General features: G+C 56.0%; 29 protein-coding genes, 1 tRNA gene and 1 pseudogene. 19 read left to right on the top strand and 12 right to left on the bottom strand.

Translation table 11 applies throughout. The features are described from left to right. Positions 1-18: 18 nt before the first annotated feature. From BM352_RS11850 to BM352_RS11880, 7 genes are all read left to right on the top strand, one after another. The gene (locus BM352_RS11850; protein WP_090217030.1) at positions 19-582 is read left to right on the top strand and encodes a hypothetical protein; all 564 of its coding nucleotides are present in this window, start codon (positions 19-21) and stop codon (positions 580-582) included. A 77-nt stretch (positions 583-659) separates the two neighbouring features. Beyond that, on the top strand, positions 660-1,415 hold the full coding sequence (gene sufC / locus BM352_RS11855; RefSeq protein WP_090217033.1) for a Fe-S cluster assembly ATPase SufC: 756 nt from the start codon (positions 660-662) through the stop codon (positions 1,413-1,415). Further along, positions 1,402-2,691 (top strand): Fe-S cluster assembly protein SufD, encoded by a 1,290-nt coding sequence (gene sufD, locus BM352_RS11860; protein ID WP_425434556.1) that lies wholly within the window; start codon positions 1,402-1,404, stop codon positions 2,689-2,691. Before sufC ends, sufD begins: the two co-directional genes overlap by 14 nt. Positions 2,692-2,694: 3 nt before the next feature. Beyond that, the gene (locus tag BM352_RS11865) at positions 2,695-3,183 is read left to right on the top strand and encodes a YIP1 family protein (RefSeq protein WP_090217037.1); all 489 of its coding nucleotides are present in this window, start codon (positions 2,695-2,697) and stop codon (positions 3,181-3,183) included. Continuing rightward, the gene (locus BM352_RS11870) at positions 3,183-3,779 is read left to right on the top strand and encodes a Yip1 family protein (RefSeq protein WP_090217040.1); all 597 of its coding nucleotides are present in this window, start codon (positions 3,183-3,185) and stop codon (positions 3,777-3,779) included. The genes BM352_RS11865 and BM352_RS11870 overlap by 1 nt, the downstream gene beginning before the upstream one ends. Further along, positions 3,772-4,992: a cysteine desulfurase gene (locus BM352_RS11875; RefSeq protein ID WP_090217043.1), complete on the top strand. Its 1,221-nt coding sequence runs from the start codon at positions 3,772-3,774 to the stop codon at positions 4,990-4,992. Before BM352_RS11870 ends, BM352_RS11875 begins: the two co-directional genes overlap by 8 nt. A 66-nt stretch (positions 4,993-5,058) precedes the next feature. Further along, positions 5,059-5,135 (top strand) — tRNA-Arg (locus BM352_RS11880). Positions 5,136-5,169: 34 nt separating this feature from the next. Here the strand turns inward: BM352_RS11880 and BM352_RS11885 are convergent. The 8 genes and pseudogenes from BM352_RS11885 to mepK form a co-directional block, all read right to left on the bottom strand. Further along, entirely contained in the window at positions 5,170-6,030 is an 861-nt protein-coding gene (locus BM352_RS11885) for a TauD/TfdA family dioxygenase (protein ID WP_090217045.1), read from the bottom strand. A 36-nt stretch (positions 6,031-6,066) separates the two neighbouring features. Next, a complete protein-coding gene (locus tag BM352_RS11890; RefSeq protein WP_090217047.1) occupies positions 6,067-6,858 on the bottom strand; it encodes an SDR family NAD(P)-dependent oxidoreductase in 792 nt (263 codons plus the stop codon). Next, entirely contained in the window at positions 6,855-8,297 is a 1,443-nt protein-coding gene (locus BM352_RS11895) for an AMP-binding protein (RefSeq protein ID WP_090217050.1), read from the bottom strand. Before BM352_RS11895 ends, BM352_RS11890 begins: the two co-directional genes overlap by 4 nt. After that, the gene (locus tag BM352_RS11900) at positions 8,297-8,884 is read right to left on the bottom strand and encodes a thermostable hemolysin (RefSeq protein WP_175500673.1); all 588 of its coding nucleotides are present in this window, start codon (positions 8,882-8,884) and stop codon (positions 8,297-8,299) included. The genes BM352_RS11895 and BM352_RS11900 overlap by 1 nt, the downstream gene beginning before the upstream one ends. A 110-nt stretch (positions 8,885-8,994) precedes the next feature. Continuing rightward, positions 8,995-10,353, bottom strand: coding sequence for an ATP-binding protein (locus BM352_RS11905; RefSeq protein WP_090217054.1), 1,359 nt, complete (start codon positions 10,351-10,353; stop codon positions 8,995-8,997). Then, positions 10,350-11,027: a response regulator gene (locus BM352_RS11910; protein WP_090217056.1), complete on the bottom strand. Its 678-nt coding sequence runs from the start codon at positions 11,025-11,027 to the stop codon at positions 10,350-10,352. Before BM352_RS11910 ends, BM352_RS11905 begins: the two co-directional genes overlap by 4 nt. Before the next feature lie 13 nt (positions 11,028-11,040). Further along, positions 11,041-11,716: pseudogene (locus tag BM352_RS11915) on the bottom strand (DUF6134 family protein). Positions 11,717-11,801: 85 nt separating this feature from the next. After that, positions 11,802-12,371, bottom strand: a complete 570-nt coding sequence (mepK, locus tag BM352_RS11920; RefSeq protein WP_090217060.1) for a peptidoglycan L,D-endopeptidase MepK — start codon at positions 12,369-12,371, stop codon at positions 11,802-11,804. 327 nt (positions 12,372-12,698) lie between these two features. Here mepK and BM352_RS11925 point away from each other — a divergent pair, with 327 nt between their 5' ends. From BM352_RS11925 to BM352_RS11940, 4 genes are all read left to right on the top strand, one after another. Continuing rightward, a complete protein-coding gene (locus BM352_RS11925; protein WP_090220213.1) occupies positions 12,699-14,309 on the top strand; it encodes a L,D-transpeptidase family protein in 1,611 nt (536 codons plus the stop codon). Between the two features lie 72 nt (positions 14,310-14,381). Beyond that, a complete protein-coding gene (locus tag BM352_RS11930; RefSeq protein WP_090217062.1) occupies positions 14,382-15,446 on the top strand; it encodes a UDP-3-O-(3-hydroxymyristoyl)glucosamine N-acyltransferase in 1,065 nt (354 codons plus the stop codon). 65 nt (positions 15,447-15,511) lie between these two features. Then, on the top strand, positions 15,512-15,778 hold the full coding sequence (locus BM352_RS11935; protein WP_090217066.1) for an acyl carrier protein: 267 nt from the start codon (positions 15,512-15,514) through the stop codon (positions 15,776-15,778). 6 nt (positions 15,779-15,784) lie between these two features. Further along, positions 15,785-16,996: a beta-ketoacyl-[acyl-carrier-protein] synthase family protein gene (locus tag BM352_RS11940; protein ID WP_090217068.1), complete on the top strand. Its 1,212-nt coding sequence runs from the start codon at positions 15,785-15,787 to the stop codon at positions 16,994-16,996. Here the strand turns inward: BM352_RS11940 and BM352_RS11945 are convergent. Then, positions 16,989-17,990: a GlxA family transcriptional regulator gene (locus BM352_RS11945; RefSeq protein ID WP_245780981.1), complete on the bottom strand. Its 1,002-nt coding sequence runs from the start codon at positions 17,988-17,990 to the stop codon at positions 16,989-16,991. The two genes, BM352_RS11940 and BM352_RS11945, sit on opposite strands and share 8 nt — an antisense overlap. Before the next feature lie 173 nt (positions 17,991-18,163). Here BM352_RS11945 and BM352_RS11950 point away from each other — a divergent pair, with 173 nt between their 5' ends. Continuing rightward, positions 18,164-19,534 carry a class II 3-deoxy-7-phosphoheptulonate synthase gene (locus tag BM352_RS11950; protein WP_090217070.1) on the top strand — a complete coding sequence of 457 codons (1,371 nt, stop codon included), beginning with the start codon at positions 18,164-18,166 and terminating at the stop codon, positions 19,532-19,534. A gap of 53 nt (positions 19,535-19,587) precedes the next feature. On the opposite strand, the gene BM352_RS11955 is transcribed toward BM352_RS11950, so the two are convergent. Further along, entirely contained in the window at positions 19,588-20,307 is a 720-nt protein-coding gene (locus tag BM352_RS11955) for a PAS domain-containing protein (protein WP_090217072.1), read from the bottom strand. Positions 20,308-20,506: 199 nt separating this feature from the next. Between BM352_RS11955 and BM352_RS11960 the strand changes: the two genes are divergently transcribed. The 3 genes from BM352_RS11960 to BM352_RS11970 are packed head-to-tail and all read left to right on the top strand — an operon-like array spanning position 20,507 to position 22,547. Next, entirely contained in the window at positions 20,507-21,379 is an 873-nt protein-coding gene (locus BM352_RS11960; protein WP_245780982.1) for a YicC/YloC family endoribonuclease, read from the top strand. Positions 21,380-21,381: 2 nt separating this feature from the next. Then, positions 21,382-22,023: a guanylate kinase gene (gene gmk, locus BM352_RS11965; protein ID WP_090217077.1), complete on the top strand. Its 642-nt coding sequence runs from the start codon at positions 21,382-21,384 to the stop codon at positions 22,021-22,023. Beyond that, positions 22,020-22,547, top strand: a complete 528-nt coding sequence (locus tag BM352_RS11970) for a gamma carbonic anhydrase family protein (protein ID WP_090217079.1) — start codon at positions 22,020-22,022, stop codon at positions 22,545-22,547. Before gmk ends, BM352_RS11970 begins: the two co-directional genes overlap by 4 nt. Here BM352_RS11970 and BM352_RS11975 read toward each other — a convergent pair. Next, positions 22,544-23,194 carry a histidine phosphotransferase family protein gene (locus BM352_RS11975; protein WP_090217081.1) on the bottom strand — a complete coding sequence of 217 codons (651 nt, stop codon included), beginning with the start codon at positions 23,192-23,194 and terminating at the stop codon, positions 22,544-22,546. The two genes, BM352_RS11970 and BM352_RS11975, sit on opposite strands and share 4 nt — an antisense overlap. A 1-nt stretch (position 23,195) precedes the next feature. Between BM352_RS11975 and BM352_RS11980 the strand changes: the two genes are divergently transcribed. The 3 genes from BM352_RS11980 (at position 23,196) to olsA (ending at position 25,078) form a co-directional block, all read left to right on the top strand. Next, positions 23,196-23,369 carry a DUF3553 domain-containing protein gene (locus tag BM352_RS11980; RefSeq protein ID WP_090217084.1) on the top strand — a complete coding sequence of 58 codons (174 nt, stop codon included), beginning with the start codon at positions 23,196-23,198 and terminating at the stop codon, positions 23,367-23,369. A gap of 78 nt (positions 23,370-23,447) precedes the next feature. Next, positions 23,448-24,233, top strand: coding sequence for an L-ornithine N(alpha)-acyltransferase (gene olsB, locus BM352_RS11985; protein WP_090217086.1), 786 nt, complete (start codon positions 23,448-23,450; stop codon positions 24,231-24,233). Beyond that, a complete protein-coding gene (gene olsA, locus BM352_RS11990) occupies positions 24,230-25,078 on the top strand; it encodes a lyso-ornithine lipid O-acyltransferase (protein ID WP_090217089.1) in 849 nt (282 codons plus the stop codon). The genes olsB and olsA overlap by 4 nt, the downstream gene beginning before the upstream one ends. Here olsA and BM352_RS11995 read toward each other — a convergent pair. Next, positions 25,044-25,685, bottom strand: a complete 642-nt coding sequence (locus BM352_RS11995) for a thiamine phosphate synthase (protein ID WP_090220221.1) — start codon at positions 25,683-25,685, stop codon at positions 25,044-25,046. The two genes, olsA and BM352_RS11995, sit on opposite strands and share 35 nt — an antisense overlap. Positions 25,686-25,803: 118 nt before the next feature. Between BM352_RS11995 and BM352_RS12000 the strand changes: the two genes are divergently transcribed. Beyond that, positions 25,804-26,577 carry an RNA methyltransferase gene (locus BM352_RS12000; protein WP_090217091.1) on the top strand — a complete coding sequence of 258 codons (774 nt, stop codon included), beginning with the start codon at positions 25,804-25,806 and terminating at the stop codon, positions 26,575-26,577. The last annotated feature ends 28 nt before the right edge of the window (positions 26,578-26,605 follow it).

A 26,605-nucleotide genomic window follows, 5' to 3' on the forward strand; every position in this document is an offset into this window, starting at 1 on the left:
AAGACGGAGGGGCTACCTATGAGCATGGCGGATGCAAGCTTTCAGGCGCGCTTGGAGCGGATAAATTCGGGCAAGGGTTTTGTGGCGGAAGGGCTGCTGGGCAACGGCGAGTTACACGCAATTCGCAAACGCCAAGAAGCGGGCAAAGCACCGAAACCCGCCGCTACCACCGGAATTCAGGAAAAGAAGAAGTTTCCTGTGAAGAAGGTCATGGTGGCCTTCCTTCTGGGGATCATCTCGTATTTCGGGGGCAGCCTCGGCGCGTTTCACGCAACGCAAGGTGTGGCGTCGGAATTCGATCAGTTTCGACCCTTGGTGGAAGCCTTGGGGCCAATGGGAATGTCGGCTGTTCTGGCGTTCTTCCTGCTTTACGTATCCGGGCTCCGCTCAATCATGTTGGTGGTCGTGATCGTCCTTGGCTTTTACGCGACGCATGTCGCCGAGCCGCACTTGGCACGCGCGCTGCCAGAGGTGTGGACACAAATGTATTCGGCGGAACATGCCGACGCACTGAAATTTCAAGCCTTCGCGCAAACGACGCAGTGGGGCCTCGCGCCACCGCCGGAGCTTGCCACCGAATAAACCATAAATCGAACGCACTGACACGCACCTCGCATGGGTATCCCATGCGGGGTCGTTCCTGTTGAAAGAGAGAAAAAATGTTGGAAATCAAAAACCTGCACGTGCAACTTGAAGAAGAGGATAAGCAAATCCTCAAAGGCGTCAACCTGACAGTTGGCGCTGGTGAAGTGCACGCTATCATGGGGCCAAACGGGTCCGGCAAATCGACCCTCTCTTACGTTCTGTCGGGCAAAGACGGCTACGAAGTGACGGACGGCTCCGCCACGCTGGATGGCGCTGACATTCTGGATATGGACCCAGAAGAACGCGCCGCTGCTGGCCTGTTCCTCGCATTCCAGTATCCGGTCGAAATTCCTGGCGTCGGTAACATGACGTTCCTGCGAACCGCAGTGAATTCGCAGCGCAAAGCGCGCGGCGAAGAAGAAATGTCTGCTGGCGACTTCCTGAAATTCGTGCGTGAGAAGGCCAAGAGCCTGAAAATTGACGCCGAGATGCTCAAGCGTCCGGTCAATGTCGGTTTCTCCGGCGGCGAGAAAAAGCGTAACGAGATCCTGCAGATGGCGATGCTTGAGCCGAAAATGTGCATCCTTGACGAAACAGACTCCGGCCTGGACGTGGATGCCATGAAACTGGTGTCCGAGGGCGTAAACGCTTTGCGTTCTGAAGGGCGGTCTTTCCTTGTGATCACGCACTACCAACGCCTTCTGGACCACATCAAACCCGACGTGGTTCACATCATGGCAGACGGTCGCATCATCAAGACCGGCGGGCCGGAATTGGCTCTGGAAGTTGAAAACAACGGCTATGCTGACCTGCTGGCTGAGGTGGCCTGAGATGAGTGCCGCTGAAAAACTATCCACCGTCGCATCGCGCCAGCTGCCCAGCGGGCAGGGCGCGTGGGCGCAGCTTGCCCGTGAGGCCGCTGAGCAGCGGCTCAACACGATGGCTCTTCCGGGTCGTCGTGACGAGTACTGGAAATACACCAATCCAACCAGCTTGACCGATGTCGTGGCACCAGAAGCCGATGTGCTTGTATCGGACGAGGCTCCAATTTTCGGCGATGTTGACTCGTTGCGCGTCGTCTTTGTTGATGGTGTTTTTGATGCAGATGCGTCGGACGATCTGGCACTGGAAGGCTTGGAAATCTCGCGGCTGGAAGAGGCCGCACAGTCCGATATCCATTGGGCGAAAGACGTATATGGCGTTCTCGAAACCAACGGTCAAAACCCTGTTTCGCGCCCCTTGGCCGCAGCGAACACGGCTTTTGCAACGGATGGCCTTCTGATCCGTGTGACAAGCAAGGTCAGCAAACCTGTGCACATGTCTTACCTGCACAAATCAAAATCCTCGGATGCGATTTTGCATCACGTGGTTAAGGTAGAGGCGGGCGCAGAGCTTACATTGATCGAGACCGGCCCAGCGGCTGCCCGCTTCAACAAATGCCTCGAGGTCGACATTGCTGACACAGCCGCATTTCACCATGTGCGTGCGCAAGGTCGCGACCATGAGCGCCGCGCGGCCACGCATATCTTCGCGCGTTTGGGCAAGGAGAGCACGTTCAAGAGCTTCACGCTCACTGTGAATGGTGTGCTGACCCGCAACGAATGCGTGATCGAGCTGACCGGTGACGACGCAGTTGCACATATTGCGGGTGCTGCTGTCGGGGACGGGGATTTCCTGCACGATGACACCGTTTTCATCACCCATGACGCAGTGAATTGCGAAAGCCGGCAGGTCTTCAAAAAAGTTCTGCGGAATGGTGCGACAGGGGTATTTCAAGGCAAAATTCTGGTGAAACCAGGCGCGCAAAAAACTGATGGATACCAAATTAGTCAGTCCTTGCTTCTGGATGATGACAGTCAGTTCTTTGCCAAGCCAGAACTTGAAATCTATGCCGACGATGTGGCGTGTTCTCACGGCTCTACGTCCGGCGCGATTGACGAGGACGCCTTGTTTTATCTGCGGTCTCGCGGTGTGTCGGCAGGTGATGCTCAGGATCTTCTCGTTCTGGCATTTCTGCGCGAAGCTTTGGAAGAGATTGAGGATGACGATTTGGCCGAGGACCTGTCGATCCGTCTTGAGGCCTGGCTCGCGCGGCGTCGCAGATAGCCGATGTCGACGGCGCAGGCCATATTCAGCAGCTACCGTGCGCCGCGTGTTGTCGCGCGCAGGTTTCGCGATGCTGGCGCGGATGAGGGTACAGGATTGGGTTGGCTCTTTGCCGCCTGCATCCTGTTTTTCATCGCGCGGTTGCCAGACCTCGCACGGACCTCGCACCTGAGCGACGGAGAGGTGCCGTTGTTTGGACTAGCGCTAGGGACATTCTTCGGAACCATGCTGCTGGCGCCGATTTTTTTCTATATCGTCGCGAGCCTCAGCCATGTCATTGCACGCTTCTTTGGCGCTCAGGGCAGTATGACGGATGCGAGGTTGGCAATGTTTTGGGGGCTTTTAGCGTCCGCGCCGCTGGTTCTGTTTCAGGGCCTCGTTGCGGCACTGATCGGGCCGGGGCCACAAGCGGGCCTCGTGGCGCTTTTGTCGTTCCTGGTGTTTCTTTGGGTCTGGATTAATAGCCTGATCGAACTGGAAAGGGCGCGCTGATGTTGGCCGTTTTGCTTCAACTGGTCGGTGAGACCCTGCGCCGACCGAGTCAGGCGGCCGAAACCGTGCTGAATTTCAAACTCGAGCGCGGAACGCTTTGGTTGACGTTGGCCTTGGTGTCCATTGTCTCGGTGCTGTTTAACGCACTGACGATGGCGTTCGTCCCGCCCGAGATGGTAGCGAACCAAGGCGCGTTGCCCACCAGTCCGTTCCTGTTGGTGCTGGTGATCTGGGGCTTATTGGTTCTGTCAGTTTTCTTCACCCACTATATTTCGCGGGCCTTTGACGGTGCAGGCACGTTGGATGGCAGTTTGATAACAGTCATCTGGATGCAGATTGTTCTGCTGGTTTTGCAGGTCTTCCAGATCGCGTTGTTTATCATCGCACCCATCGTCGCCGTTCTGTTCGGCTGGGTCGCCGCCGCTTATGTGTTTTATGTATTCCTTCAGTTTGTAAGGGTTCTCCATGGTTTCAGATCGCTCGGACTGGTTCTCGCAGGTGCGATTGTAGCGATCTTGGGGCTGAGCGTTGGTATCGCTGCCGCCATCGGAATGATTGCAGCACTTTTCGGATTGGAGCTGGGTGCAAATGTATGACGTCCAAAAAATACGGGCTGATTTTCCCATTCTGGCCCGAACGGTGAACGGCAAGCCGTTGGTTTATCTAGACAATGGTGCCTCTGCACAAAAACCTCAGGTCGTGATCGATGCCGTGACGCAAGCCTATGCGCATGAATATGCGAACGTGCACCGTGGGCTGCACTTCCTTTCCAACTTGGCGACGGACAAGTACGAAGCCGTTCGTGGCAAGATCGCCGGATTTCTCAGTGCGGGATCAGAGGACGAGATCATCTTCAATTCTGGCACGACTGAGGGGATCAACATGGTCGCCTACGGCTGGGCCGAGCCGCGGATGGAAGCGGGGGATGAGATCATCCTTAGTGTGATGGAGCACCACGCCAACATCGTGCCATGGCATTTCCTGCGGGAACGACAAGGCGTGAAGCTGGTCTGGGTCGATGTCGACGCGAATGGGGATCTCGACCCGCAAAAGGTCATTGACGCCATCACACCGCGCACCAAACTGATTGCGGTCACGCATATGTCGAACGTGCTCGGAACCGTGGTGGACGTAAAATCCATTTGTGACGCTGCGCGCGCACGCGGCGTGCCGGTGCTTGTTGACGGTTCGCAAGCAGCGGTGCACATGCCCGTCAATGTGCAAGAAATCGGCTGCGATTTTTATCCCGTCACGGGGCACAAGCTGTATGGCCCATCAGGGTCCGGTGCCATTTACGTCAAATCCGAACGAATGGCCGAGATGCGGCCCTTCCTCGGCGGTGGCGACATGATCCGCGATGTGCACAAGGATGACGTGATCTATAACGACGCACCAATGAAATTCGAAGCCGGTACACCTGGAATTGTTCAGATGATCGGGCTTGGCGTCGCGGTTGACTACATGACCGGCATTGGCATGGAGAATATTGCCACGCATGAGCGTGCCCTGCGCGACTATGCAAGATCAAAGCTGGATGGATTGAACTGGTTGAATGTTCAGGGCCAGTCCGCCGGTAAGGGCGCGATCTTCTCCTTCACCTTGGATGGGGCGGCGCATCCGCATGACATCTCGACAGTCCTGGATAAGAAAGGTGTGGCGGTTCGGGCCGGACAGCACTGCGCGCAGCCTTTGATGGAGCACATGGGGATCAATGCCACCTGCCGCGCGTCCTTCGGAATGTACAACACTGAAGGCGAAGTCGATAAGCTGGTCGAAGCGCTGGAACTTTGTCACGAGCTGTTTGCCTAAGCACCGCGAAAGAAGTCATGATTTGGCGTTGCGGCAGCGGGGACGCGCTTGTATAGCGTTGCTCAAGCACCCGTAGCTCAGCTGGATAGAGCGCTGCCCTCCGAAGGCAGAGGCCACAGGTTCGAATCCTGTCGGGTGCGCCATTTCCAATGCATGACTTCATACCGGACGCTCACTTTAGACGCGGCCCATCCCTATGAACAATTGACGATCCACGTCTTTAATCGCGCGGCGACCGTGCATGACACGGGTGTTGTCAATTACAGCTACATCCCCGTCCTGCCAGTTGATCTCTATGGTGCAGCGCTCGGCTATGACGCGAAGATCTTCAATCTCGGCCGATGAAATAATCGAGCCATCGTCAAGAGTGTAGACTGGTGGTTCGTAGTTGTGCGATGGGCCAAGAATGGCGTTCGCAAAAGCCATTCCGCCTGACATGGAAGACGCGCGAACCGGGGAAACCTTCAGGCTGTATTCAAGGGACCCATCATCGTTCAACGAAAAGTCCTGATCGGGGATCGCAGCTTTGAACTGAAGAATGTGCTCGTGGGTGACTTCTTCGGGTCGGCTGATCGCAGGATGCTCGTTGGCCAGATAGCGCTTCCACAATTGCTCAGGCAGCGTTCGTTGAACCTTCATGCGTTGTGACCAGCGGGCCTGTTGGTCATCGGTAAACTCTTCAAGCAACTTCCGTCCGTCGCAAATCGTTGTTTGAGAGCCCTCGAATGCGGCTTTGGTACTGTAGAATGCAACCACATCCGGGCAGACAGGGGTATTTCCGTTTTCGATGTGAAGCCCGATGGGGCCAAGTCCAGCATCCACCTTCTGTGTGTTTTTCTCTGTGTTTTCGCGCGCAGGATCAAAGGTGATCGTTTTGCATAGCTTTGATGTCATGTCGCTAAATGTCTGCATGTCCATCTCAAAACCGCGTAATAGCGACCAGCCGTATTTGTGGAGCTGGCTTCGGATGTCTGCAAGAATGGCAGGGGTGACAGTCTTGGTGCCGATTTCTGAGGCTCGGATAACGTTGTAAGTCATTGAAATTGTCCAGTGATGTGTCGCGGATGCGGATTTCTAGGTTTGGCGCGTGCGCGCAAGCGCTGCCAGTGTTTTTGGGTGACGCGCCTGTGCGCCCACGGATTTGTCGACGAGCGCAGGAAAAAGGCGTTGTATCTTGACGAAGAAGCGCTCTTTGCCTTTGGGAAAGCACTCACGCTTTCCATTCAAGATTGCCGCCCACGCCTGTGCTGAAACGGATTCCGCACTGTCCAACGTCATATCAAGCGGTTCGATCAACGCGTTGAAACTCGTTTCAGCGGCAGTCCGAGTTGCGCGTGGGGCGATGTAGGTCACCCCGACGCCTGTTCCCGATAACTCGCGGCGTATCGCGTCTGAATAGCCACGAAGCCCGAACTTTGTTGCGGAGTAGCTGGCGAAATACGGGTATGCAATGTCCCCGAAGACTGAACCGATATTGACGATGCGCCCTTGGCTGGCTTGCAGCGCGGGCAGCAAGTCACGTGTCAGCGCCATCGGAGCGAGAAGGTTGGTTGTAACCATCTGGTCAAGAGATGCGTCATCGATGTCGCGCAGATGTCCGACGGCCAGGACCCCGGCGTTATTGATTAGGATATCAAGCGCTCCACCAGCAGCGCTCGCAAGAGCGGCGCGACCGTTTGGAGTGTTCACATCAGCTACAACAATTTGATGAGTTCCACTTGCGCACTGCTGTGCGGTTTCCCTCAGTGACAGCTTTGTCCGCCCGGCCAGGATCAACCGGAACCCTTTCGCGGCTGCCGTTATTGCCAAGGCGCGCCCAATGCCCGATCCGGCACCTGTGATGAGAACAGTTTTGTGATGCATCATGAGGCCATGCTTTCTGGCTCGAAGCTCAGGGGGATCGCTGTACGTGAGTTAATGACTTGGGCAGCCACTTTCCGGTTTGGTGTTCTGACGGGGAACAGCAAATCAGGCTCGCTCGGGTCGGTCAGGATCAGACCCGCTGGGCGGGCATATTGGGGAAGATCGGCCAAAGCTCTTTCGACCTCGCTCGGAGTGATGATTGCGGTGGTCACAAGGATCAGGATCAACGCCCCATCTGGTTTGCGCAGTCCAAGTGCAGAGCTTACGACGCGCGGGTCAGCATTGAGGCGTTGCTCTACCCATTCCGGAGAGACATTACGGCCCGCGCCGGTGATCAGCAGCGCGTCTTTGCGTCCGTCAATCACCAATCGATCACCTGCGAAATGCCCCAGATCACCAGTATGCCATCGCTCTGGCGCGTCTGGCGCGTTCAGGTAGCCAGCCATGACCGTAGGGCCTTGAACGACGATCTCTCCCTGAACAATACGGACGTCCAGCCCATCCAAGACAGGGCCGACGGTTCCCGGGTAATTGTCTCCGGGCCGGTTCATCGCGACCACGGCACAGCATTCCGACAAGCCGTAGCCTTCGTGCACCGGAATGCCTGCACTTTGTGCCTCTTGGATCAGGGCAGGTGCCGTAGATGCGCCGCCCACAGCAACGAAGCGTAAACTCGATGGTGCTTGGCTGCCATGAGCTTTCAGCGCACCAGCCCAACGCGCCAAAAGGGCAGGTGCAACGAGACTTGTTGTCGGGGCGACCTCTTCAAATGCGGCGACCAATGGGCCGATGGGTGCCCCAAACAGTGCTTTGGTGGCTTCAAACCGGAATGATGTGCGGGCCCCGGCGACAATCGGCAGGAAAACACCGCAAATCTGCTCCAACAGTTGAGCCAAAGGAAGGACCGATAGATGGTGGTCATTCGGGCTAGCGGCGACCAGACGGCTGAGCGCCTCGATGGAGGCCGCGATTTGACGATCCCCTAACACGACGCCCTTCGGCGTTCCTGAAGAGCCGGATGTATAGATCACACGCTGAGAACCACCACTATAGTCGCGGATCGAAGTTTCTGATGGCACACGCGATGCCGGGTCAATGAGTGTCAGGTGCGGCAGTTGCGCAAAAAGATCTGGATCTTTGGTTATGACTGTATCGACCTTTGCGTCGAACAGAATATGCGCGTTCTGTGCCGTGCTGAAAAAGAAAGGCAGGGGAATCTGGCGCTTGCCTGCCAAGCTCGCCGCAAGGTCCGCCACGACATAGTCGATCCCGCCCGCAAGACCGATCGCGACCACTTCGCATGGTTGACCCAGTTGCGAGGCCAAATTTTCCACACGAGCCGATAATTCCGCCCAAGTAAGGTCACCTTGATCATCCGAGAAAGCGATGTCATCGGGTCGGGTTCGCTTGTGTTTAGCAAGCGCTTCGAAAACCTGTTTCATCAGGACGCCTCAAACTGAAGTGAAACTGCGCGCTCCCGAGGGGATAGCGTGACGGGGGAACACAGCATTTCGCTAAAAGCGCAGACGCGGGGGTCGGTTTCATAATAACTCCCCCAAGTGTCAGAATTTTCCAGCTTCGACGCTTCTGCTTCCGCCAGTTCTATATATGAAAGCCCGGTCCGTTTCAGCAGCCGTCGCAGTGGTTTCGTCGCGGTGAAGACGCCACATGTCATGCCGTGAAGGCGCCCCCAACGGATCATCGTATCAAGCAAAGGCAAAACTGGAAAAGGGGTAAGGGAGGCAAGAGAGACGACTTCCATGATCTGCGCCTCTGGCGTTTCAAGTCCGACAGTCGTCAAAAGAGCGGTGCTCAAGTCTGTTTGAAGATAGCGGTCCGAAAAGAACCCATCTTTCGCGGTTCTAATTCCAGCCGCGCAAAGGATTTGTCCATCCGGGCGCTTTGCCGACACAAGAAGCGGTGCGAAGTCTGATACCACTGCGCCGTAAACAGTCCCGTAGACCTCTCGGATATGAGACTGCACCCGCACATAGCCCGGGTCCTTTGCCTCTAGGAACTCAATCTGCATGTTCGACCTCAAGATGCTTTCAACTTTTGTTTGAAGCATCTTTGCGTGCCAGTCTTACAGCAGACTTACAAAACCGGACCGATATCAGAAAATTCAGTCACGAGGCTAGCTTAGCCATCAAAGCTAAAAGAAAAGGCACTGCCGCCGCCCTCGCGATCTGCGATGTCTACAACAGCACCATGCGATTTCGCAACGGACTTAACGATGGCGAGTCCAATGCCCGAGCCAGTGGAATTCGTGTTGGTTTGCGCCCCACGGTTAAACCGTTCAAACAGTAACGGCTTGAGGTCATCAGGAACACCGGGGCCTCGGTCAAGAACGCGAAAACCGGCTGGATTGGCTAGAACTTCAATTTCTATCTCGGATCCTACGGGGGCGTAGGCCAGTGCATTGCTGACAAGATTGGAAAGCGCGACAGTGAGCAGCCCGGAATGTCCCTTAACCGTCGCTTGGGCGGTCCCTGTGACTGAAAGGCTTCGACCCTGACCAAGGGCAGCCTGCACTGCGTCACTTGCCACGTCCACGGCGATGTCGTGCAAATCAACCTCCGAGAAACTGGATTTGATGGCGGCGTCAGCGCGCGCCAAATTAATTAACTGTCCGAACATCTGGTCAAGGCGCAGCACGTCTTGTTCCAGTGTTGCCTTTATGGTGGGGTCCGAGATGCGTTCAACGCTTGAGCGCAATACAGCAATTGGGGTGCGAATCTCATGTGCGACGTTGGACGCGAAATCCCGTTGAGCTTGATATCCGTCTTCCAGCCGGTCGAATGCAGCGTTCACCGATTTGATAAGCGGAGCGATCTCAGTTGGAACCTGATCTGTTTTGAGCCGCTGATTTGCCGCTGCGGGGCCAATCCGTTCAGCTTGATCTGACAGGTTCTGGATGGGGATCAGGGCCCGCTGCGTCGCGAGCAAGGCCGAGGCTAGAACAATGATCACGCCTAAGACGACCCAGCCGAGCTCTTCCTCAATCTCATGAATGATTTCCTGAATGGCGGTTGCGTCTTCACCTTGAGGGTAGGTCGACACCAGTACGTAAACGTCACGTTCCTTCACCTTTGCCTTCAAGCCAATGCCAACCCGAACCCCCGGAAGGCTGATGCGCATTGGTTGACCAAGCGCAATGGTGACGATCTGCGCCTGAATTGCCTCCGAGGTTTCGCCGCCGACGACAACGGCACCTGAACCGTCGAAAACTGTATACCGGTAGGCTCCGTTAACGCCCTGAAATCGGAGCGCGTCCGGGTTTAGGCCGTAGAACGCGGCATCTGGGTCGATTTGCCCAATGACCTCTGTCGCCTCGTTCAGCAATGCAGCGTCTAAATTCTCTTCCAGATGCTCGTAGAATTCTTTGACCAAGATGATGCCAGCAATAAGCAGGCACAACAGTAGCGCGATGATGACATTGACAATCAAGCCGCGGCGTAGCGACCGTTTGTTCCCGAAAACGGAGGTGATCACATTCATTCCGGTAAGGCCTGTAGGACATACCCAATTCCACGCAAGTTATGGATCGCGACTGTCGCCCCCATGTCGATGAGCTTCTTGCGCAGGCGATGGGTCAGAACTTCGATTGCATTCGGCGTTGGCGGTTCATCAAAGCTGTAGAGCGCGTTTTCGATGGCGTCTTTGGACACGACCCGCTCTGCGCGACGTAAAAGCAATTCGAGCAGGGCCAGTTCTCGCTTTGTGAACCGGCGTGCGTCGCCGTTTATGCTCACTGTACGGTCCGTTGTCTCGAACGTGATGTTGCCCAAGAACAGCCGAATACCAAGTGCGCCACCTTGGCGTCGCAGAAGCGCGTTGATGCGAGCGACCAGTTCTGACACTGCGAAAGGCTTGATCAGGTAATCGTCCGAACCAGTATTCAGGCCCTTAATCCGGTCATCCAGCGCGTCACGTGCGGTGCAGATGATAACAGGGGTTTGCGGTGCCGCACTTTTGAGGTCTGGCAACACGCTCAGCCCATCACGGTCCGGCAGGCCAAGGTCCAGCACTGTTGCGTCATAGTCGAAGCTCTTGATCGCGTGAAGCGCATCCTCGGCCGTGTGGACCGTATCGACGACAAACCCTGCATCCTGCAAACTGGCACTCGTGTTGAGCGCCAGTCTTTCATTATCCTCTACGTATAATATCCGCATCCGACGGTATGCCCTATTTGCGGATGTACGTCACGGTTGACCCATCCTCAGCCTTGAACGCGACGCGCGCAAGATTGCCATTGTTATCATACCATAAATCGCGTTCCAAGCCGCCGGAGAGGTGGTAATGATGCGCAGTCACATTGCCTTTTTTTTGTAGTGACACGCTCTGTTCCCAAGTCGGCCACGCGAACACTCATTATCGTCCCGTCGATTGTATTCATGAGTTTGCCTGTTTTGACGATATCGTCATTCCAAAGACTGGCGGGCAACGCGCCCTTGCCTGAAGTGCTCAACTTTTGAGGTTTGCCATCGTCGTTGGTGGCGGAGTTCAGCTTTTGCAACTTGCCGCCTTTCCACTGTTCGAGGCTGTCATGTTTGAAACTGTAGGCCGTTGTGCGGATCAATGGCGCTTTGACCACGACGTCAGTCGACACCTTTACAGTAAACGCATTCTGGTTGCCGGAGAATTGGTAGCTGTGGTCTCCGATATCTTTGCCCTTACGCACCACATCAAACTTGAGGTTGCCATCGCTGGGAAGAGTGAGCGCACTGACAGGCATTGCCAATGCTAGGGCTAGGCCAGTGGCCAATCCAAATAGACGCATTCTCTTAACTCCGATCCTATTTTGACTGAGATTGATCGTGTCTTGGATCGATTGCCTTACAAGAGCCTTACAGAATGCCATGACCTACTCGTGAACACATGACAGCACAAAAAAACCGCCCAAAAACAGGGGCGGCTTCGATAAATTCGTTTTAGATACGTGTGTCTTATCGGCCCCAAGTCCGGATAGGGCCGCAATCCATGTGAACGAAGTTCGAGCTGGAATATCTCCCCACTCCACCCGCCGAGCAGGAGGACGCCGCGCGCGAAATCTGGCCAACAGAGCGTGAGGAAAGGCGAAGATCGGCAGCTTGACCCTTCATATGGAGCGAATTCTTAGCAACGCCGCGCGAGCGCGACCGGAGCATCGCGTTTGTTTTTGGCGAACGATAGCCGGACAACAGCATGTAGGGCTCATTCACACCCATCAGGTTGTGCGCGGCAGTCATGATGTCGATTGTGCGAGTGTCCATCTGGATCGAAGAATCCTGACGCCAGTCACGCATGAAAAAGTTTACTTCTTTCAGGGACTCTTTGATGTATTCGCCTTCGATCCAGTAGATCATATCGATCTTTTCGCCGGTGCGGCCAGAATACATTTTGATGCGGCGGACGTCGCCGGCACCTTTCAGAAATCCGAATGCTTTGGAGTACACAGGGGCCGCTGTGAGGGTGGTTGCTGCAAAAGCGCCCAAGAGTGCGCGCCGCGTGATCAATGCGGATTTATTATCGCTCATGGTATGATGCCTGTCCCGTATTCAATAGACCGCTGCCACGGCCTTCGTCTTTTTTGATCCCCAGATGGGGATGCTATGCCACAACTTGATTCTATTACCAAGTACACTCTGAAAGAGAGGCGTTAATAAGGTGAAAATAGGCGAAATTTTGCGCATTTCACCTTGAGCTGGATCAAACTCCAAACGCTATATGCTGTGTGTGAACGGTGACCTAATCGCAACGTGGCGAAAAAAAGGCGTGGTTTCTTTAGGAAAGTGAATGGACTCTCCGCCAGCGGTGAAATGTATGCTGACGCAATTGTTCAGTTGAGTTTGAGGTATGCTGCTATGACCCGATCGCCCACCCGTCGTTTGACGCTTAAAATGATGGCCGCCGGTGCGGCCAGCTTCGTGCTGCCAAATTTTGGGGCAGGGCAGGCAAATGCGGCGGTCACAGCGCTCAAGCAATCGATAGCAGAGGCGGCAGCGCGTGACGAAGCACTGAGCGCGTTCTATCGCGAACGGAACTATAAGCCTGTCTTCGTGGGCAATGGGGACGGTCGCCGGCGTGGCGCTTTGCTGAAGGCGTTGGCTTCTTCTGGCGATCATGGGTTGCCAACGAAAGCCTACGATGCTGACGGCTTGAAGGCCGCAATGAAGGCAGCAAGAACGCCAAGCGATCAGGGCCGTGTCGAAGTGCAGGCCGCGCAACGCTTTCTGGATTATGCCGACCACATGCGCTCTGGCGTTCTGAACCCGCGAAGCGTTGACAGCTCGTTGGTCATGGACGTCCCGCGCTACGACCGCGCCTCTACAATTGACGCGTTCTCTAAATCGAACCCTGCAGCATTTCTGAAGAAAATGGCCCCGCGGAAAGCGGAATATGTCCGCCTTCAGAAAGAGAAAATGAACCTTGAAAAGCTTTTGGGTAAAGGCGGTTGGGGCGAAAAGATTCAAGCAAAATCCCTGAAGCCCGGCCAGTCGGGCGGGGCTGTAGTGCAATTGCGTAATCGCATGATCCGCATGGGGTATATGCGTAAATCAGCATCGCAAACCTATGATGCCGCGATCCAATCTGCTGTGCAGCAGTTTCAGGTCAACCATGGCTTGGCGCCAGATGGTGTGGCCGGAGCGTCGACCATCGCGCAAATTAACACGGATGTTCAGGAACGGCTACAGCAGGTGCTGGTCGCAATGGAGCGCCAGCGCTGGAACTCCCGCCCAACCGAAAAAAAGCACGTCTGGGTCAATATCCCAGACTTCCACGTCGACATCATGAACAATGGCAAATCCACTTTCCGTTCGCGGGTCGTGGTCGGCAAGAACACCAGCGACCGCCGCACGCCGGAATTTTCCGACACGATGGAATTTATGGTCATTAACCCGAGCTGGTATGTTCCGCGCTCGATCGTGACCAAAGAGTATTTGCCGCTGCTCAAACGGAACAAGGGTGCTGCCGGTCAGTTGCAGATCATTGGGTCGAACGGTAGGCCGGTAAACCGCGCGAACATCAACTTCGCCCAGTACAATGAGCGGAATTTCCCGTATTCGATGAAGCAGCCTCCGTCCAAGGGGAACGCTTTGGGCTTGGTGAAGTTCATGTTCCCGAACAAGTACAATATCTACTTGCATGATACGCCGTCGAAATCGCTGTTCGGCCGTGAATCGCGCGCCTTTAGCCATGGTTGCGTCAGAGTGCACAAGCCGTTTGATTTCGCCTATGCGCTTCTGGCAAACCAGGAAAAGGATCCCGAAGGGTTCTTCCAAGGCGTATTGCGCACCAAGCAGGAGCGCCGCGTTGACCTGCGAGAGCCGCTGCCCGTCCATATCGTCTATTATACGGCATGGGTGGATGCGAAGGGCCGCGCACACTATCGCGATGACGTTTATAACCGCGACGCGCGGATTTTTGCGGGCCTCAGCCGTGCCGGGGTTTCACTACGCTCGGTTGCAAGCTAAACCTCTTCGAACAGGTTCAGCAGGCACGTTGCGGGCGAACCGCAGCGTGCCTTTTCTTTTGCGGAGCATACCATGACGGACTTCACCCTGACCCAGATTGCGACCGCACTTGGGGCGACTCTCGAAGGTGACGGTGATTTGCGCGTGACCGGCGCGTCAGAGCCTTCAACAGCAAAGCCGGATCAACTGGCACTGGCGATGGACCCCAAATACGGCGACGGGCTTTCCGAAGGCCGCGCGCGAGCTGCGATCTTGTGGCAAGGCGCCGACTGGAAGTCGCTCGGGTTGAAAGCGGCTATCTTCGTGCCGCGCCCGCGTTATGCGATGTCCGGTCTGACGACCCTCATGGACCCTGGTCCCGATATTGAGCTTGGGATTCACCCGACGGCGATTGTTCACCCTACTGCAAGCATCGGTGAAGGATGCGCCATTGGTCCATTCGTGGTAGTCGGCCGTGATGTGAAGATCGGGACGTGCGCACGGATTGCATCCCATGTCTCCATCGCTGAAGGATCAGCTTTGGGTGACAATGCATTGATTTTACAAGGTGTTCGCATCGGGGCGCGAGTTCAGATCGGCGATAATTTCATCGCACAGCCGGGGTGTGTCATCGGCTCGGACGGGTTTTCCTTTGTGACCCCAGAGAAAAGCGGCGTCGAAAATGTGCGCCAGTCCCTCGGTGATCAGGGCGAAGCGGCACAGCAAAGCTGGACACGCATCCACTCGCTGGGCGGCGTTCGCATTGGCAATGATGTCGAGATCGGTGCCAACAGCGCGATCGACCGCGGCACCATTCGCGATACCTCCATCGGCAACGGAACAAAGCTCGATAACCTCGTTCATATTGGACACAACGTCCAAATCGGGGACGATTGTCTGCTCTGTGGTCAAGTCGGCGTTGCGGGCTCGTCTCGCATCGGCAATCGCGTCGTGATGGCGGGGCAATGCGGTGTGAACGACAACATCTTTGTCGGTGACGATGTGATCGCGGGCGGGGCCTCTAAGATCTTCACCAATGCGCCTGCAGGTCGCGTGTTGCTTGGCTATCCGGCAGTGAAAATGGAGTCCCATATCGAGATGCAAAAATCCCTTCGCCGTCTGCCACGATTCATGAAGTCTTTGAAACAAGACAAATAGATTGTAGCAATAGGCGGCCCGAATGCTTAAATCTCCGGCAACGCGATAAAGACTGGGGTAGTCGTATGGCCGAAAGCGTCAAAGATCAGGTGATCGCCATCATTGCAGAGCAAGCCGTGCTGGAAGTGGACGACGTCAAGCTGGACTCCACGCTAGAGGACTTGGGCATCGACAGCCTTGGACTGGTCGAAAGCATCTTCGCAATTGAAGAGGCGTTTGATATTTCCGTTCCCTTTAACGCGAATGATCCGACGTCGAGTGAGTTCGATATTTCAAGCGTGGCCTCCATCATCGGAGCCGTCGAAGGCCTTGTGTCGGAGCAGAAGGGCTAGTCGGATATGCTTAGGGTCGTGATCACTGGACAGGGGACAATTAACGCCCTTGGATTTGACGTGGCGCAGACTCTTGACGCCTTCAAAGCGGGGCGTTGCGGGATCGAAGAGCTGGACATTCGCGATATCGACCGCCTGTCGATCCGGATCGGCGGACAGGTGAAAAACTATGACCCGAACGCCGAATTCAATCGCCAGCAGATAGCGCTCTATGACCGCTACACACAGTTTTCGCTTTTGGCCGCGCGCGAAGCCTTGGCCCAGTCGGGACTAGTTTTTACGGGTCAACTAGCAGCTGAAGCCGGGGTGGTCTTGGGCACGGCTGGTGGTGGAATGAACACTCAAGACGAGAATTATCGTGCAGTGTATGAGGAGGGCAAGAACAGGGTTCATCCCTTTGTTGTCCCAAAGCTCATGAACAACGCGGCGGCGGCCCATTTGTCGATGGAATACAATCTCAAAGGTCCTTCATTTACCGTCGCAACTGCCTGCGCCTCTTCAAATCACGCGATGGGGTTGGCGTTTCAATTCGTGCGCTCCGGTATGACCAAGGCCATGGTGACGGGCGGCTCTGAATCCATGCTGTGCTTTGGCGGTGTCAAAGCATGGGAGGGGCTGCGCGTGATGTCAAAGGACGCATGCCGCCCGTTCTCGGCCAATCGCAACGGCATGGTGCAGGGCGAGGGCGCTGCAATCTTCGTCTTCGAGGAATACGAGCACGCCAAAGCCCGTGGTGCAGACATTTTGGCCGAAGTGGTCGGCTTCGCGATGTCATCAGACGCCGTGGACATTGTTATGCCGTCCAAGCAGGGCGCTGCGCGCGCGATTTCAGGGGCTTTGAAGGACGCCAAGCTTTCGCCGTCCGATGTGGCCTATATCAACGCACATGGCACGGGCACGGCGGCCAACGACAAAACTGAATGCGCGGCGGTCGCTGATGTGTTTGGCGCACATGCTGACAAGCTGATGATGTCTTCGACCAAATCCATGCACGGTCATGTCATCGGCGGAACCGGGGCAATTGAATTGCTAGCGTGCATTATGGCCCTGCGAGAGGGCGTTGTTGCACCGACGATCAACTATGACGAGCCGGATCCCGAATGCGAGCTTGATGTCGTTCCAAATGAAGCGCGCGACGCCAAGGTTGACGTCGCGGTGTCCAATGCGTTCGCATTTGGCGGAATGAACGCTGTATTGGCTCTTAGGAAAGCTAACTAAGCGTTCGCGTCGCGTGGCTGCCACGTTCGCGGTAAGGCGTGGTGTCGTAGTGCGCACGATAGCATTTTGAGAAATGCGACGGTGATGCGAACCCACAGGCCAGCGCCACGTTGATGACGCTCATGTCTGTTTGCATCAGCAAGTTGCGGGCCTTCTGTAAACGGATTTCCATGTAGTAGCGCTTGGGGGATCGATTCAGATAGCGCCGGAACAGTCTCTCCAATTGACGCGTCGACATTCCGACCTCTTTTGCCAACAGCGACGGGCTGATAGGGTCCTCGACATTGACTTCCATCATCTGAATGACACGGCTTAGTTTCGGATGCCGGACACCGATACGCGTCGGGATCGACAGGCGCTGTTGGTCTTGGTCGGTCCGAATGGAAGAGTAAATCTGCTGATCGGCCACCATGTTGGCCACATCTTCACCCAAATCTGACGCAATAATCTTGAGCATCAAGTCAATCGATGATGTGCCTCCCGCCGTTGTCATCCGGTTTCCGTCCACGACAAACACCGACTTGGTCAGTTCGACATCCTCGAATTCCTCGATGAAACTGTCTTGGTTTTCCCAGTGGATAGTCGCGCGCTTGCCATCCAAAAGTCCGGCCCGTGCTAGAACGTAGGACGCAGTGCACAGCGCCCCGATAACCACCCCGCGACGCGCCTCGCGTCGAAGCCAATTCAAAAGGCGCTTGGTTGTAGCTTCCTGAACATGTGTCCCGCCGCATAAAATAATAGTGTCATCGCGTTGAACGTCATCAAGATCCATGTCGAGCTGGTAGCTAATGCCGGAAGAGCAAGAAATGGTCGTTCCACCTTCGCCCGCCAGAATCCATTCGTAAGTATCCGGCACCATACGGTTTGCAATGCGCAACGCGTCAACCGCGCCGGCAAAGCTCAGCATCGTAAAGTTCTCCATCAAAACGAAGACATAGCGCCGCTTTTTGGTCGGAATGACCGACGTAGTGCTCGAAGTATCAGAGTGAGCCAAACAGCGGACCTCCCAATCCAATTGACACATTTCGGAGGGCGGAAAGCGACTAAGTGCATGTCGCAACCGAAACCCAAGCCTTAGCTGAGTTTTCGACATTGGCAAGCCCTTGAGTGTGAGGTTATACACGAGGCCTAAGATTGATACCGCTATCATATATGGAGCATGAGACCATGGCACAGGCATGGAAGAAGTCGGACTGGCGCAACAAACCACGCGTGCAGATGCCTGACTATCTAGACGCAGACGCCCTCGGGGCAGTCGAGGCGCAACTTGCCAAGTATCCACCGTTGGTCTTTGCTGGCGAAGCGCGCAAGTTGAAAGCCTCTTTGGCCGCGGTTTCGCGCGGCGAGGCGTTCTTGTTGCAAGGCGGCGATTGCGCCGAGAGCTTTGCCGAGTTCTCAGCCGACACGATCCGCGACACGTTCAAAGTGATGCTGCAAATGGCGATGGTCTTGACTTATGGCGCAAAGGTGCCGGTGGTCAAAGTCGGCCGCATGGCAGGGCAATTCGCCAAACCACGTTCGGCCCCGACCGAGGTAAAGGATGGCGTAGAGCTTCCAAGCTACCGCGGCGACATTATCAACGAGCTGGACTTCACGTCTGAAGCCCGCATTCCGAACCCCTCCAAGATGCTGCAAGCCTACACGCAGGCCGCGGCTTCGCTGAACCTGCTGCGCGCGTTCTCGACGGGTGGCTACGCCGATGTGCATCAGGTTCATGCGTGGACCCTTGGTTTCACCGAAGGCGAAAAGGCTGCCAAGTATCGCGAGATGGCGAACAACATTTCTGCGGCCTTGGACTTCATGAAAGCCGCAGGCGTAACGCAGGAGACCGCGCATACACTGCAATCGGTCGACTTCTACGTTTCGCATGAAGCATTGTTGCTTGAGTATGAAGAGGCCTTGTGCCGGATCGACAGCACCTCTGGTCTGCCGGTTGCAGGCTCCGGTCATATGATTTGGATCGGTGACCGCACCCGTCAGCCTGATGGTGCGCATGTCGAATTCGCGCGTGGCGTTCAAAACCCGATCGGTTTGAAGTGCGGCCCGACAACGACGGCTGATGATCTCAAAGTGCTGATGAACAAACTGAACCCAGAGAACGAGGCCGGCCGGCTGACCCTGATCGCACGTTTCGGTGCGGGCAATGTGGGTGAGCATCTACCGCGCCTTATCAAAACCGTGAAGGAAGAAGGGGCCAACGTCGTTTGGACCTGTGATCCAATGCACGGCAACACGATCAAGTCGTCCACGGGCTACAAAACGCGCCCGTTCGAATCCGTGCTGCGTGAAGTTCGTGAGTTCTTTGAAATCCACGCATCGGAAAGCACCATTCCAGGCGGCGTTCATTTCGAGATGACCGGCAAAGATGTGACCGAATGCACCGGCGGTGTCCGTGCAGTCACAGATGAAGACCTGTCGGATAGGTACCACACAGCATGCGATCCACGCCTGAACGCCTCCCAGTCTTTGGAACTGGCCTTCTTGGTGTCTGAAGAGCTGTCAGCACTTCGCGAAGAAAAAAGCCGCGCGGCGGTTTAAAGTCACCACGATCACAACAATTAAGCCGGGCGTAATTGCCCGGCTTATTTCGTTTAGGGGGTGTCCGTCACAACAAGCCGGAGATGTGGCTTGCCCGTCGTGCGCTCCGCGTCGGGCAGGGGGGCTGGCTTGAACGTCTCCTGTTGCTCCGCAAATCCAGCCACGCGCGGGGCAAGTCGATCCAGTTCTTCCGAAGGTGCGATGCTAGAGGTGTGCGTTCCGTTGATTAAACTCGTCACCCGCGTTTCCAAAACACGAAAACGGCGAGGCGCAAGACCGACGACACCTTCAGTTGTCAGGCATCCAATCGCTCGATCCACTTTACCGCCATCACTTTTCAGAGGCAAAACAAGGAGCCTCGCTTTCAGTTGGGCGCCGTTGGTGTCGTCAGAGATCAAGGTGTACTCTTGAATCTCCGGCTGGGTGAAAACCCGCTCTAACGTGGCAGAGAACCGCGCGCGACTTGTTGGAGAGATGAACGAACGCAAAGGCATGCCACGCACCTCCATGCCCATCAGGTCGCACAAGTGCATCCCCGCGAGCCGGAAGCGGACAGCACCGGGCTGCAGGCGTTCCAGAATGAAACCGTATTCCAATGCGCCCGAAATCTCTCGCGGGTCAATCTCGGACCGCAGTGGCACCAAACGCCCGCTTCTCAGGCTTTCCCAATAGCCCCGCATTTCGCTGAGCGCTGAAACATCGCGTTTGGTTTGATGCTGCCACAAGGTAACGACCTCGGCGCTGCGTGAACTTGAATTGTGGTTCTGTGTCATCTTTTTCCCCAAGCGCGGCCCCCCCGAGCCACGGCGCGTCGATTTCTTTTAAGTGTTGGTGTGCCAGAACGCGTTGTGATCGAACTCCGGTTTTGTTACCCCAACAGTGCCAATGCTTACTGTTGTCTTAATATGGCACGGATGTTGCCCTTTGTGGGTTTCTAAAGTGTTAATAGGTTAACTTGCTATGATCCGATCAATGACCGCCTTCGCTTCCGAAACTGGCCATGCTGACCAAATGTCATGGGTGCTGGAGATGCGCGGGGTCAATGCCAAGGGGCTCGATATCCGCTTGCGCCTGCCGGAACGCCTTATGCCACAAGAGCAGGTGATCCGCAGTAAACTCGCCAAAGCTTTCGCGCGTGGCAATATCAGCGCGACCCTGCGGCTAGAGGTCGAAGGCAGTGCGAGCGCCATTCAACTCGATGAGCACATCTTGGAGAGCTACATCTTGTCGGCCATTCGTGTGCGGACTATGGCAAAGAACAAGGGGCTAAAGCTGACCGAGTCCACCGCAACCGATTATCTGGCGCTGCGCGGAGTGATGCGCAACGATGTTGAAAGCACCAAACTACCAGACGCCGAAATATTGCAAAGCTTCGATGCCGCCATCACAGGATTTGCAGCTATGCGGGCGTCCGAGGGGGCGGCGCTGGAGCGCGTGTTGCGCCAGCAACTGGCCGAAATTGCAGGCCTCACGGCTGAGGCCGCTCTGCTCGCGGAAGCGCGCAAAGACCATGTTGCTGCGACTTTGAAAGTTAATCTCGCCCGTGTGATGGACAATACCGACGGGGCTGATCGCGACCGTGTCGCCCAGGAATTGGCGTTGTTGGCTGTGAAGGCTGACGTCTCCGAAGAAATTGATCGTCTGTCGGCACACGTCGCCGCGGCCGAAGCACTGTTGGAAAGTGACGCACCCGTCGGGCGCAAACTCGATTTCCTGATGCAAGAGTTTAACCGGGAGGCGAATACCCTGTGTTCCAAATCCGGCGCGCCCGAGCTGACACGCGTCGGGCTTGACCTCAAAGCGCTGATCGACCAGATGCGTGAACAAGTTCAAAACGTGGAGTAGCCATGACAGCGCGTCGCGGAATTCTGATTATCCTTTCGTCTCCGTCCGGTGCGGGGAAGTCTACCTTGGCGGGGCGGCTGATGAAATGGGATGACACGTTGTCCTTTTCCGTATCCGCCACCACCCGTTCGCCACGAGATGGCGAAAAGGATGGACGAGAGTATTTTTTCCGCTCCCATGATGAGTTCCGGCAGATGGTCGCTGATGGGGAGATGCTTGAGCATGCCGAAGTGTTCGACAACCTGTATGGGTCCCCAAAAGGACCGGTTGAGGCTGCGATCAGCCAAGGGCGCGATGTTATCTTTGACATCGATTGGCAGGGTGGTCAGCAGGTGCGCAACTCTGGTCTGGCCGAGGATGTCGTGTCGATCTTCATTCTCCCACCCTCAATCGTCGAGCTTGAGAAGCGGCTTCGCTCGCGTGCACAAGACAGCGACGAGGTCATCGCCGCCCGCATGCAAAAAAGCCGCGACGAGATCAGCCACTGGGCCGAATATGACTACTGCTTGATCAATCACGACATTGACGAGGCAGAGCATCAGTTGCGTGCGATTCTGACTGCAGAACGGCTCAAGCGGTCGCGACAGCCCGGATTGATGACCTTGGTCCGCCAGTTGAACGATGAGTATGAGGCACGACAATGACACTCTACGCGCTAGACGATAAATCACCACAGCTGCCCGAAGGTGAAGATTTCTGGATTGCACCAGACGCGAACCTGATTGGCGATATTGTCATTGAGGAAGCCGCATCCGTCTGGTTCGGTTCAACACTGCGCGGGGATAACGAGTGCATCACAGTCGGGCGCGGCTCGAACATCCAAGAGAACTGCGTTTTACACACTGACATGGGGTTCCCGTTGGTGATAGGCGCGAACTGCACAATCGGGCATAAGGCGATGCTGCATGGCTGCACGATTGGAGAAGGCTCCTTGATCGGGATGGGGGCCACAGTTCTAAACGGAGCGCAAATCGGCAAGGGCTGTTTGATCGGGGCAGGGGCGCTGGTCACCGAAGGCAAGGTTATTCCCGATGGCTCGTTGGTCATGGGGGCACCTGGAAAAGTGGTGCGCGTGTTGGACAAAACGGCTCAACAGGGTTTGATCAACTCTGCCTTGGGCTATCAGGCCAATATGCGCCGTTTCCGCGCGGGCCTTAAAACGCTTTAGATATCATATCGCAAAGATACCGCGCTGTCCGAATGTCCGGCCAGTGCCGTTTCGCCAAGCTTGGCCAACGCATCTCGCAACAGCAGGAACTGGACCTGAGAGGCCGGAATGTCTGTCGGTACGGGCGTGGTTGGCATCAATAAACTCCAAGCTTCTGGATCGAAACGGATTTTTTCGCCATAGGCCTGCAATTGCCAATTCGAGCGATCACAACGCAGAACGATCTTGCCCCCAGCCGGAAGCGCGACCTCCAGACACATCACTGCCAAGAGTGCTATTTTGGCTTCGATCCTGCTCACGTCGGCTGTCGGTTCCCAGAGAACTTGGGTGCGGCTTGATCCGTAACAATCCCTCAGCAGCTTCAGCACGTCGCTGCGTGCCATGCGCTGGCTCGCATTTGCGGACCCGAACGCCAGCCGAAACAACCGGACTCGCGCATTCGCATTCGCAATGCTCTCTTCGATCAGCGCCAGCTCCGGTGACGGGGGCAGGCCGGACATCATTAAGAGCTCCATCCCGTTGCTGATCGCGCCGATTGGGCTAATGAGGTCATGGCAGATCCGAGACGCCAGCAAGGATGCGGTGTCTTTTAGGTCTTCAGTCTGCTTAACTGTGTCAACGATGTCGGAGCGAGCTTTGTCGGACAATATGAACTCCTTGTTAGAACCCGGAATGCTGGTGCGAAACCCGCACGAGCCCGAATGGGGGCTTGGACAAGTTCAATCCAACATAAACGGTAAAATTACGGTTAATTTTGAGAATATGGGCAAAATGACTTTGGAAAGCGCGAATGTTGCTCTGGCACGTCAGTTTGACACCTGAAGAGGGTGGCCACGATCATTGCGCGGGCGGCGTCATCCGCGTATTTCGTCGTGTTAACTGCTCCAAGCGTACCCGCTCATGACCCAAGCCCCCCCTCAGTTTGAAACGCGTCTGGCGCGAAGTGAAACCGATCTTCTCGCGCTCCAACACCTGCGGTATACCGTGTTTGTTGAGGAGTTGGGCGGCGCTGGTGCAGGCGTTGATCACGCGGCCAAGCTGGAGCGTGATGCCTTTGATCCCCATTTCGATCATCTGATGCTTATCGACAATGCTCGGCCCGAGGGCGCGGGGCAGGTCGTGGGGGCCTACCGGTTGATGCGGTGTGAAGCTTTGCCAGACGCAATGCCATTCTACAGTGAAGGCGAATACGACATCAGCCCGCTCAGGACGAGCGGCCGAAGGCTGTTAGAATTGGGTCGGTCCTGTCTGCATCGCGACTACCGTGGAGGGGCGGCGATGTTTCATCTGTGGCAAGCGCTGTCGGATTATGTGGCGGAGCATCGGATCGAAATCCTTTTTGGGGTGGCGTCATTTCACGGCACGGACGTCGGCAAAGTAGCGCAATCCCTGTCCTACCTTCATCACGCGCATCTGGCGCCACCAGAACTACGGCCGCGCGCGAAGGTCTATCAGCGCATGAATCTGGTCGACCCAGATGAAATTGACCGCCCCAAGGCTATGAAAGACACACCGGCGTTGATCAAAGCCTATCTTCGGCTTGGCGGAGTTGTTGGGGATGGAGCCTTTATCGACCGAGAGTTCAATACCATAGACGTTTGCTTGGTGATGGATGCGGCGCGTATGTCGCAAAAGCATCGTGACATCTATGCTCGCAAGCGCGGTAGCCAGAAAGATAAACAATGAGCAGCACTTGGGACAGCAACGTTGCCCCCCCGCATCGCAAGATGGGACCAATGGCTTGGCTGCGCGTAGGTCTGCGCGGGGTTCCTTTGGCAATCTTGGTGTTTGGGGGGCTGGCAGTGTTGCTGTTGGTTCGGCTTGTCGAACGACCCATCCACGGCTTTCATCGCCCTTGGACGCCGCATATTACACGCTTCGTCTGCCGCGCGGCGTTTATCTGCCTCGGGGTGAGATTCCGATCTGAAGGGCAGCCGATGCAGCAGCGGGGCGCTGTCGTCTCGAACCATGCAAGTTGGCTTGATATTTTCGCGCTGAACGCCCGCAAGCGCGTATATTTCGTATCGAAATCCGAAGTGTCTAAATGGCCTGGAATAGGGTGGCTAGCACGATCCACGGGAACTGTTTTCATTGACCGCGATCCGCGTCAGGCCCGTGAACAGAAAAAGCTATTCGAGCAACGGCTTTTGGCCGGCCATAAGTTGCTGTTTTTTCCGGAAGGAACCAGCTCTGACGGAATTAGAATTTTACCATTCAAATCAACACTTTTTGCAGCGTTCTTCACGCCAGAACTCAAGAATGAACTCTATATCCAGCCTGTGACGCTTTCATATCAGGCGCCAAATGGATCCGACCCCCGTCTATACGGGTGGTGGGGTGATATGGACTTCGCGCCGCACCTTCTACAAACCCTGTCAGCCGCGCCGCAGGGGCAAGTGACCGTGACATATCACGGCCCCTTGAAAGTGTCAGAGTTTGAAAGCCGCAAAGACCTCGCCTTCGCGTGCGAAAAGATCATCCGGTCGGGTTTGAAACTCAGCCCAGTGGCGCAAGCAATGCTTTCAAAGTAGCGCTCGGATCATCACTGCCCCAAATCTCCTCACCAACTGCGAAAAAGTCGGTGTAGGGGGCCAACCGTTCCACACCGTCTACGGTCACAGCACCTTCTGCGACGATGGGCAGCTCGATCATCTTGGACCACCATTCGAAGGCTTCGGTCTCGGCAACCTGACCATCGCCAAGGGTGGTTTCGCCGATAGGGCCAAGCGAGATATAATCCGCTCCGTTTTCACCAGCGGTCATGCCGTCGTGGCGGGACGGGCCGCAAAATGCGCCAATCACGGCCTCGGCCCCAATCTCCTTGCGCACATACCGAATGGACCGCGCTCCATCGAGCAGATGTACGCCGTCGAGACCTAGCTTTTCAACAAGGAGGAAATGGCTTTCGATGACCAATGGAATGTCGCGCGCGTGGGCTTCCTCACGGATGAGGTCAGCTGCACGGGCGATCTTTTCTTCGTCTTTGGTGGCAAGGCTCAAGCGGATGCAGGCAATTTCGACATCATCCAGCACGCGGGCTAGCTTGGCCGGAAAGCTCGATAGCTCAAACTCGGGCGGTGTGATCAGATAGACTTGTGGGGTTTCCGGCCCGTCTTGGGCGGTGTGATCTTGGGCCATGGTGCTCTTCCCGTTGTTTTGCCCGTCATAGCGGGGCGCGAAGACGCTCACAAGGGTGTTGCGGGGCGAAGCGCGCCGCCCTAAACCCACCTTCACCCAACACGTCACACGAGGCTCCATGTCCGGCACCGACCACAATTCACAAGCCCCTTGGGGCGGACCACAACCTACAGTTGTTCTGATCGCGCCACAGATGGGCGAGAACATCGGTTCTGCGGCGCGGGCAATGTGGAATTTCGGACTGGAGCGCATGCGGCTTGTGACCCCGCGCGATGGTTGGCCAAACCCGGCTGCGGTGGCGACCTCATCCGGCGCGTCGCGGGTTCTGGACCATGTACAGGTCTACGACAGCACTGCCGATGCCTTGGCGGAAATGGACTATGTGTTTGCCACCACAGCGCGGTCGCGTGATTTGACCAAACCCGTTATGACGCCGGAGCGCGCGATGGAACATGCCCGCGCGATGACTGCAGCGGGCAAGCGGGTTGGGATCATGTTCGGGCCAGAGCGGGCGGGGCTAGAGAACGTTGACATCTCTCAGGCCAACGCGATTGTGTCGGTTCCGGTCAATCCTGGGTTCGCATCATTGAACCTCGCCCAATGCGTTTTGCTGGTTGCCTACGAGTGGCGGAGGCAAACCGGCGAGGATGCCCCGGAAGTGGTTGAACTGGCGGGGACCGACTTTGCGTCTCAAGTCGAGGTCGAGAAGTTGTTCGAGCATTTCTCGCAGCGCCTTGACGATGCAGGGTTTTTCTTTCCCGACCACAAAGCAGACTCGATGCGTTTGAATCTGCGCAACATGCTGTCGCGCTTGCCCATGACGCAGGCGGATATTCAGACCTTCCACGGGATGCTGCGACAGTTTGTACGGTGGAAAGAGCGCGGCGATTGACTTGTCGGGCAAGGACGGTCGTCCTAGG

Origin of the sequence: Litoreibacter janthinus, from assembly GCF_900111945.1 — a bacterium.
GTDB classification, from domain to species: Bacteria; Pseudomonadota; Alphaproteobacteria; order Rhodobacterales; family Rhodobacteraceae; genus Litoreibacter; species Litoreibacter janthinus.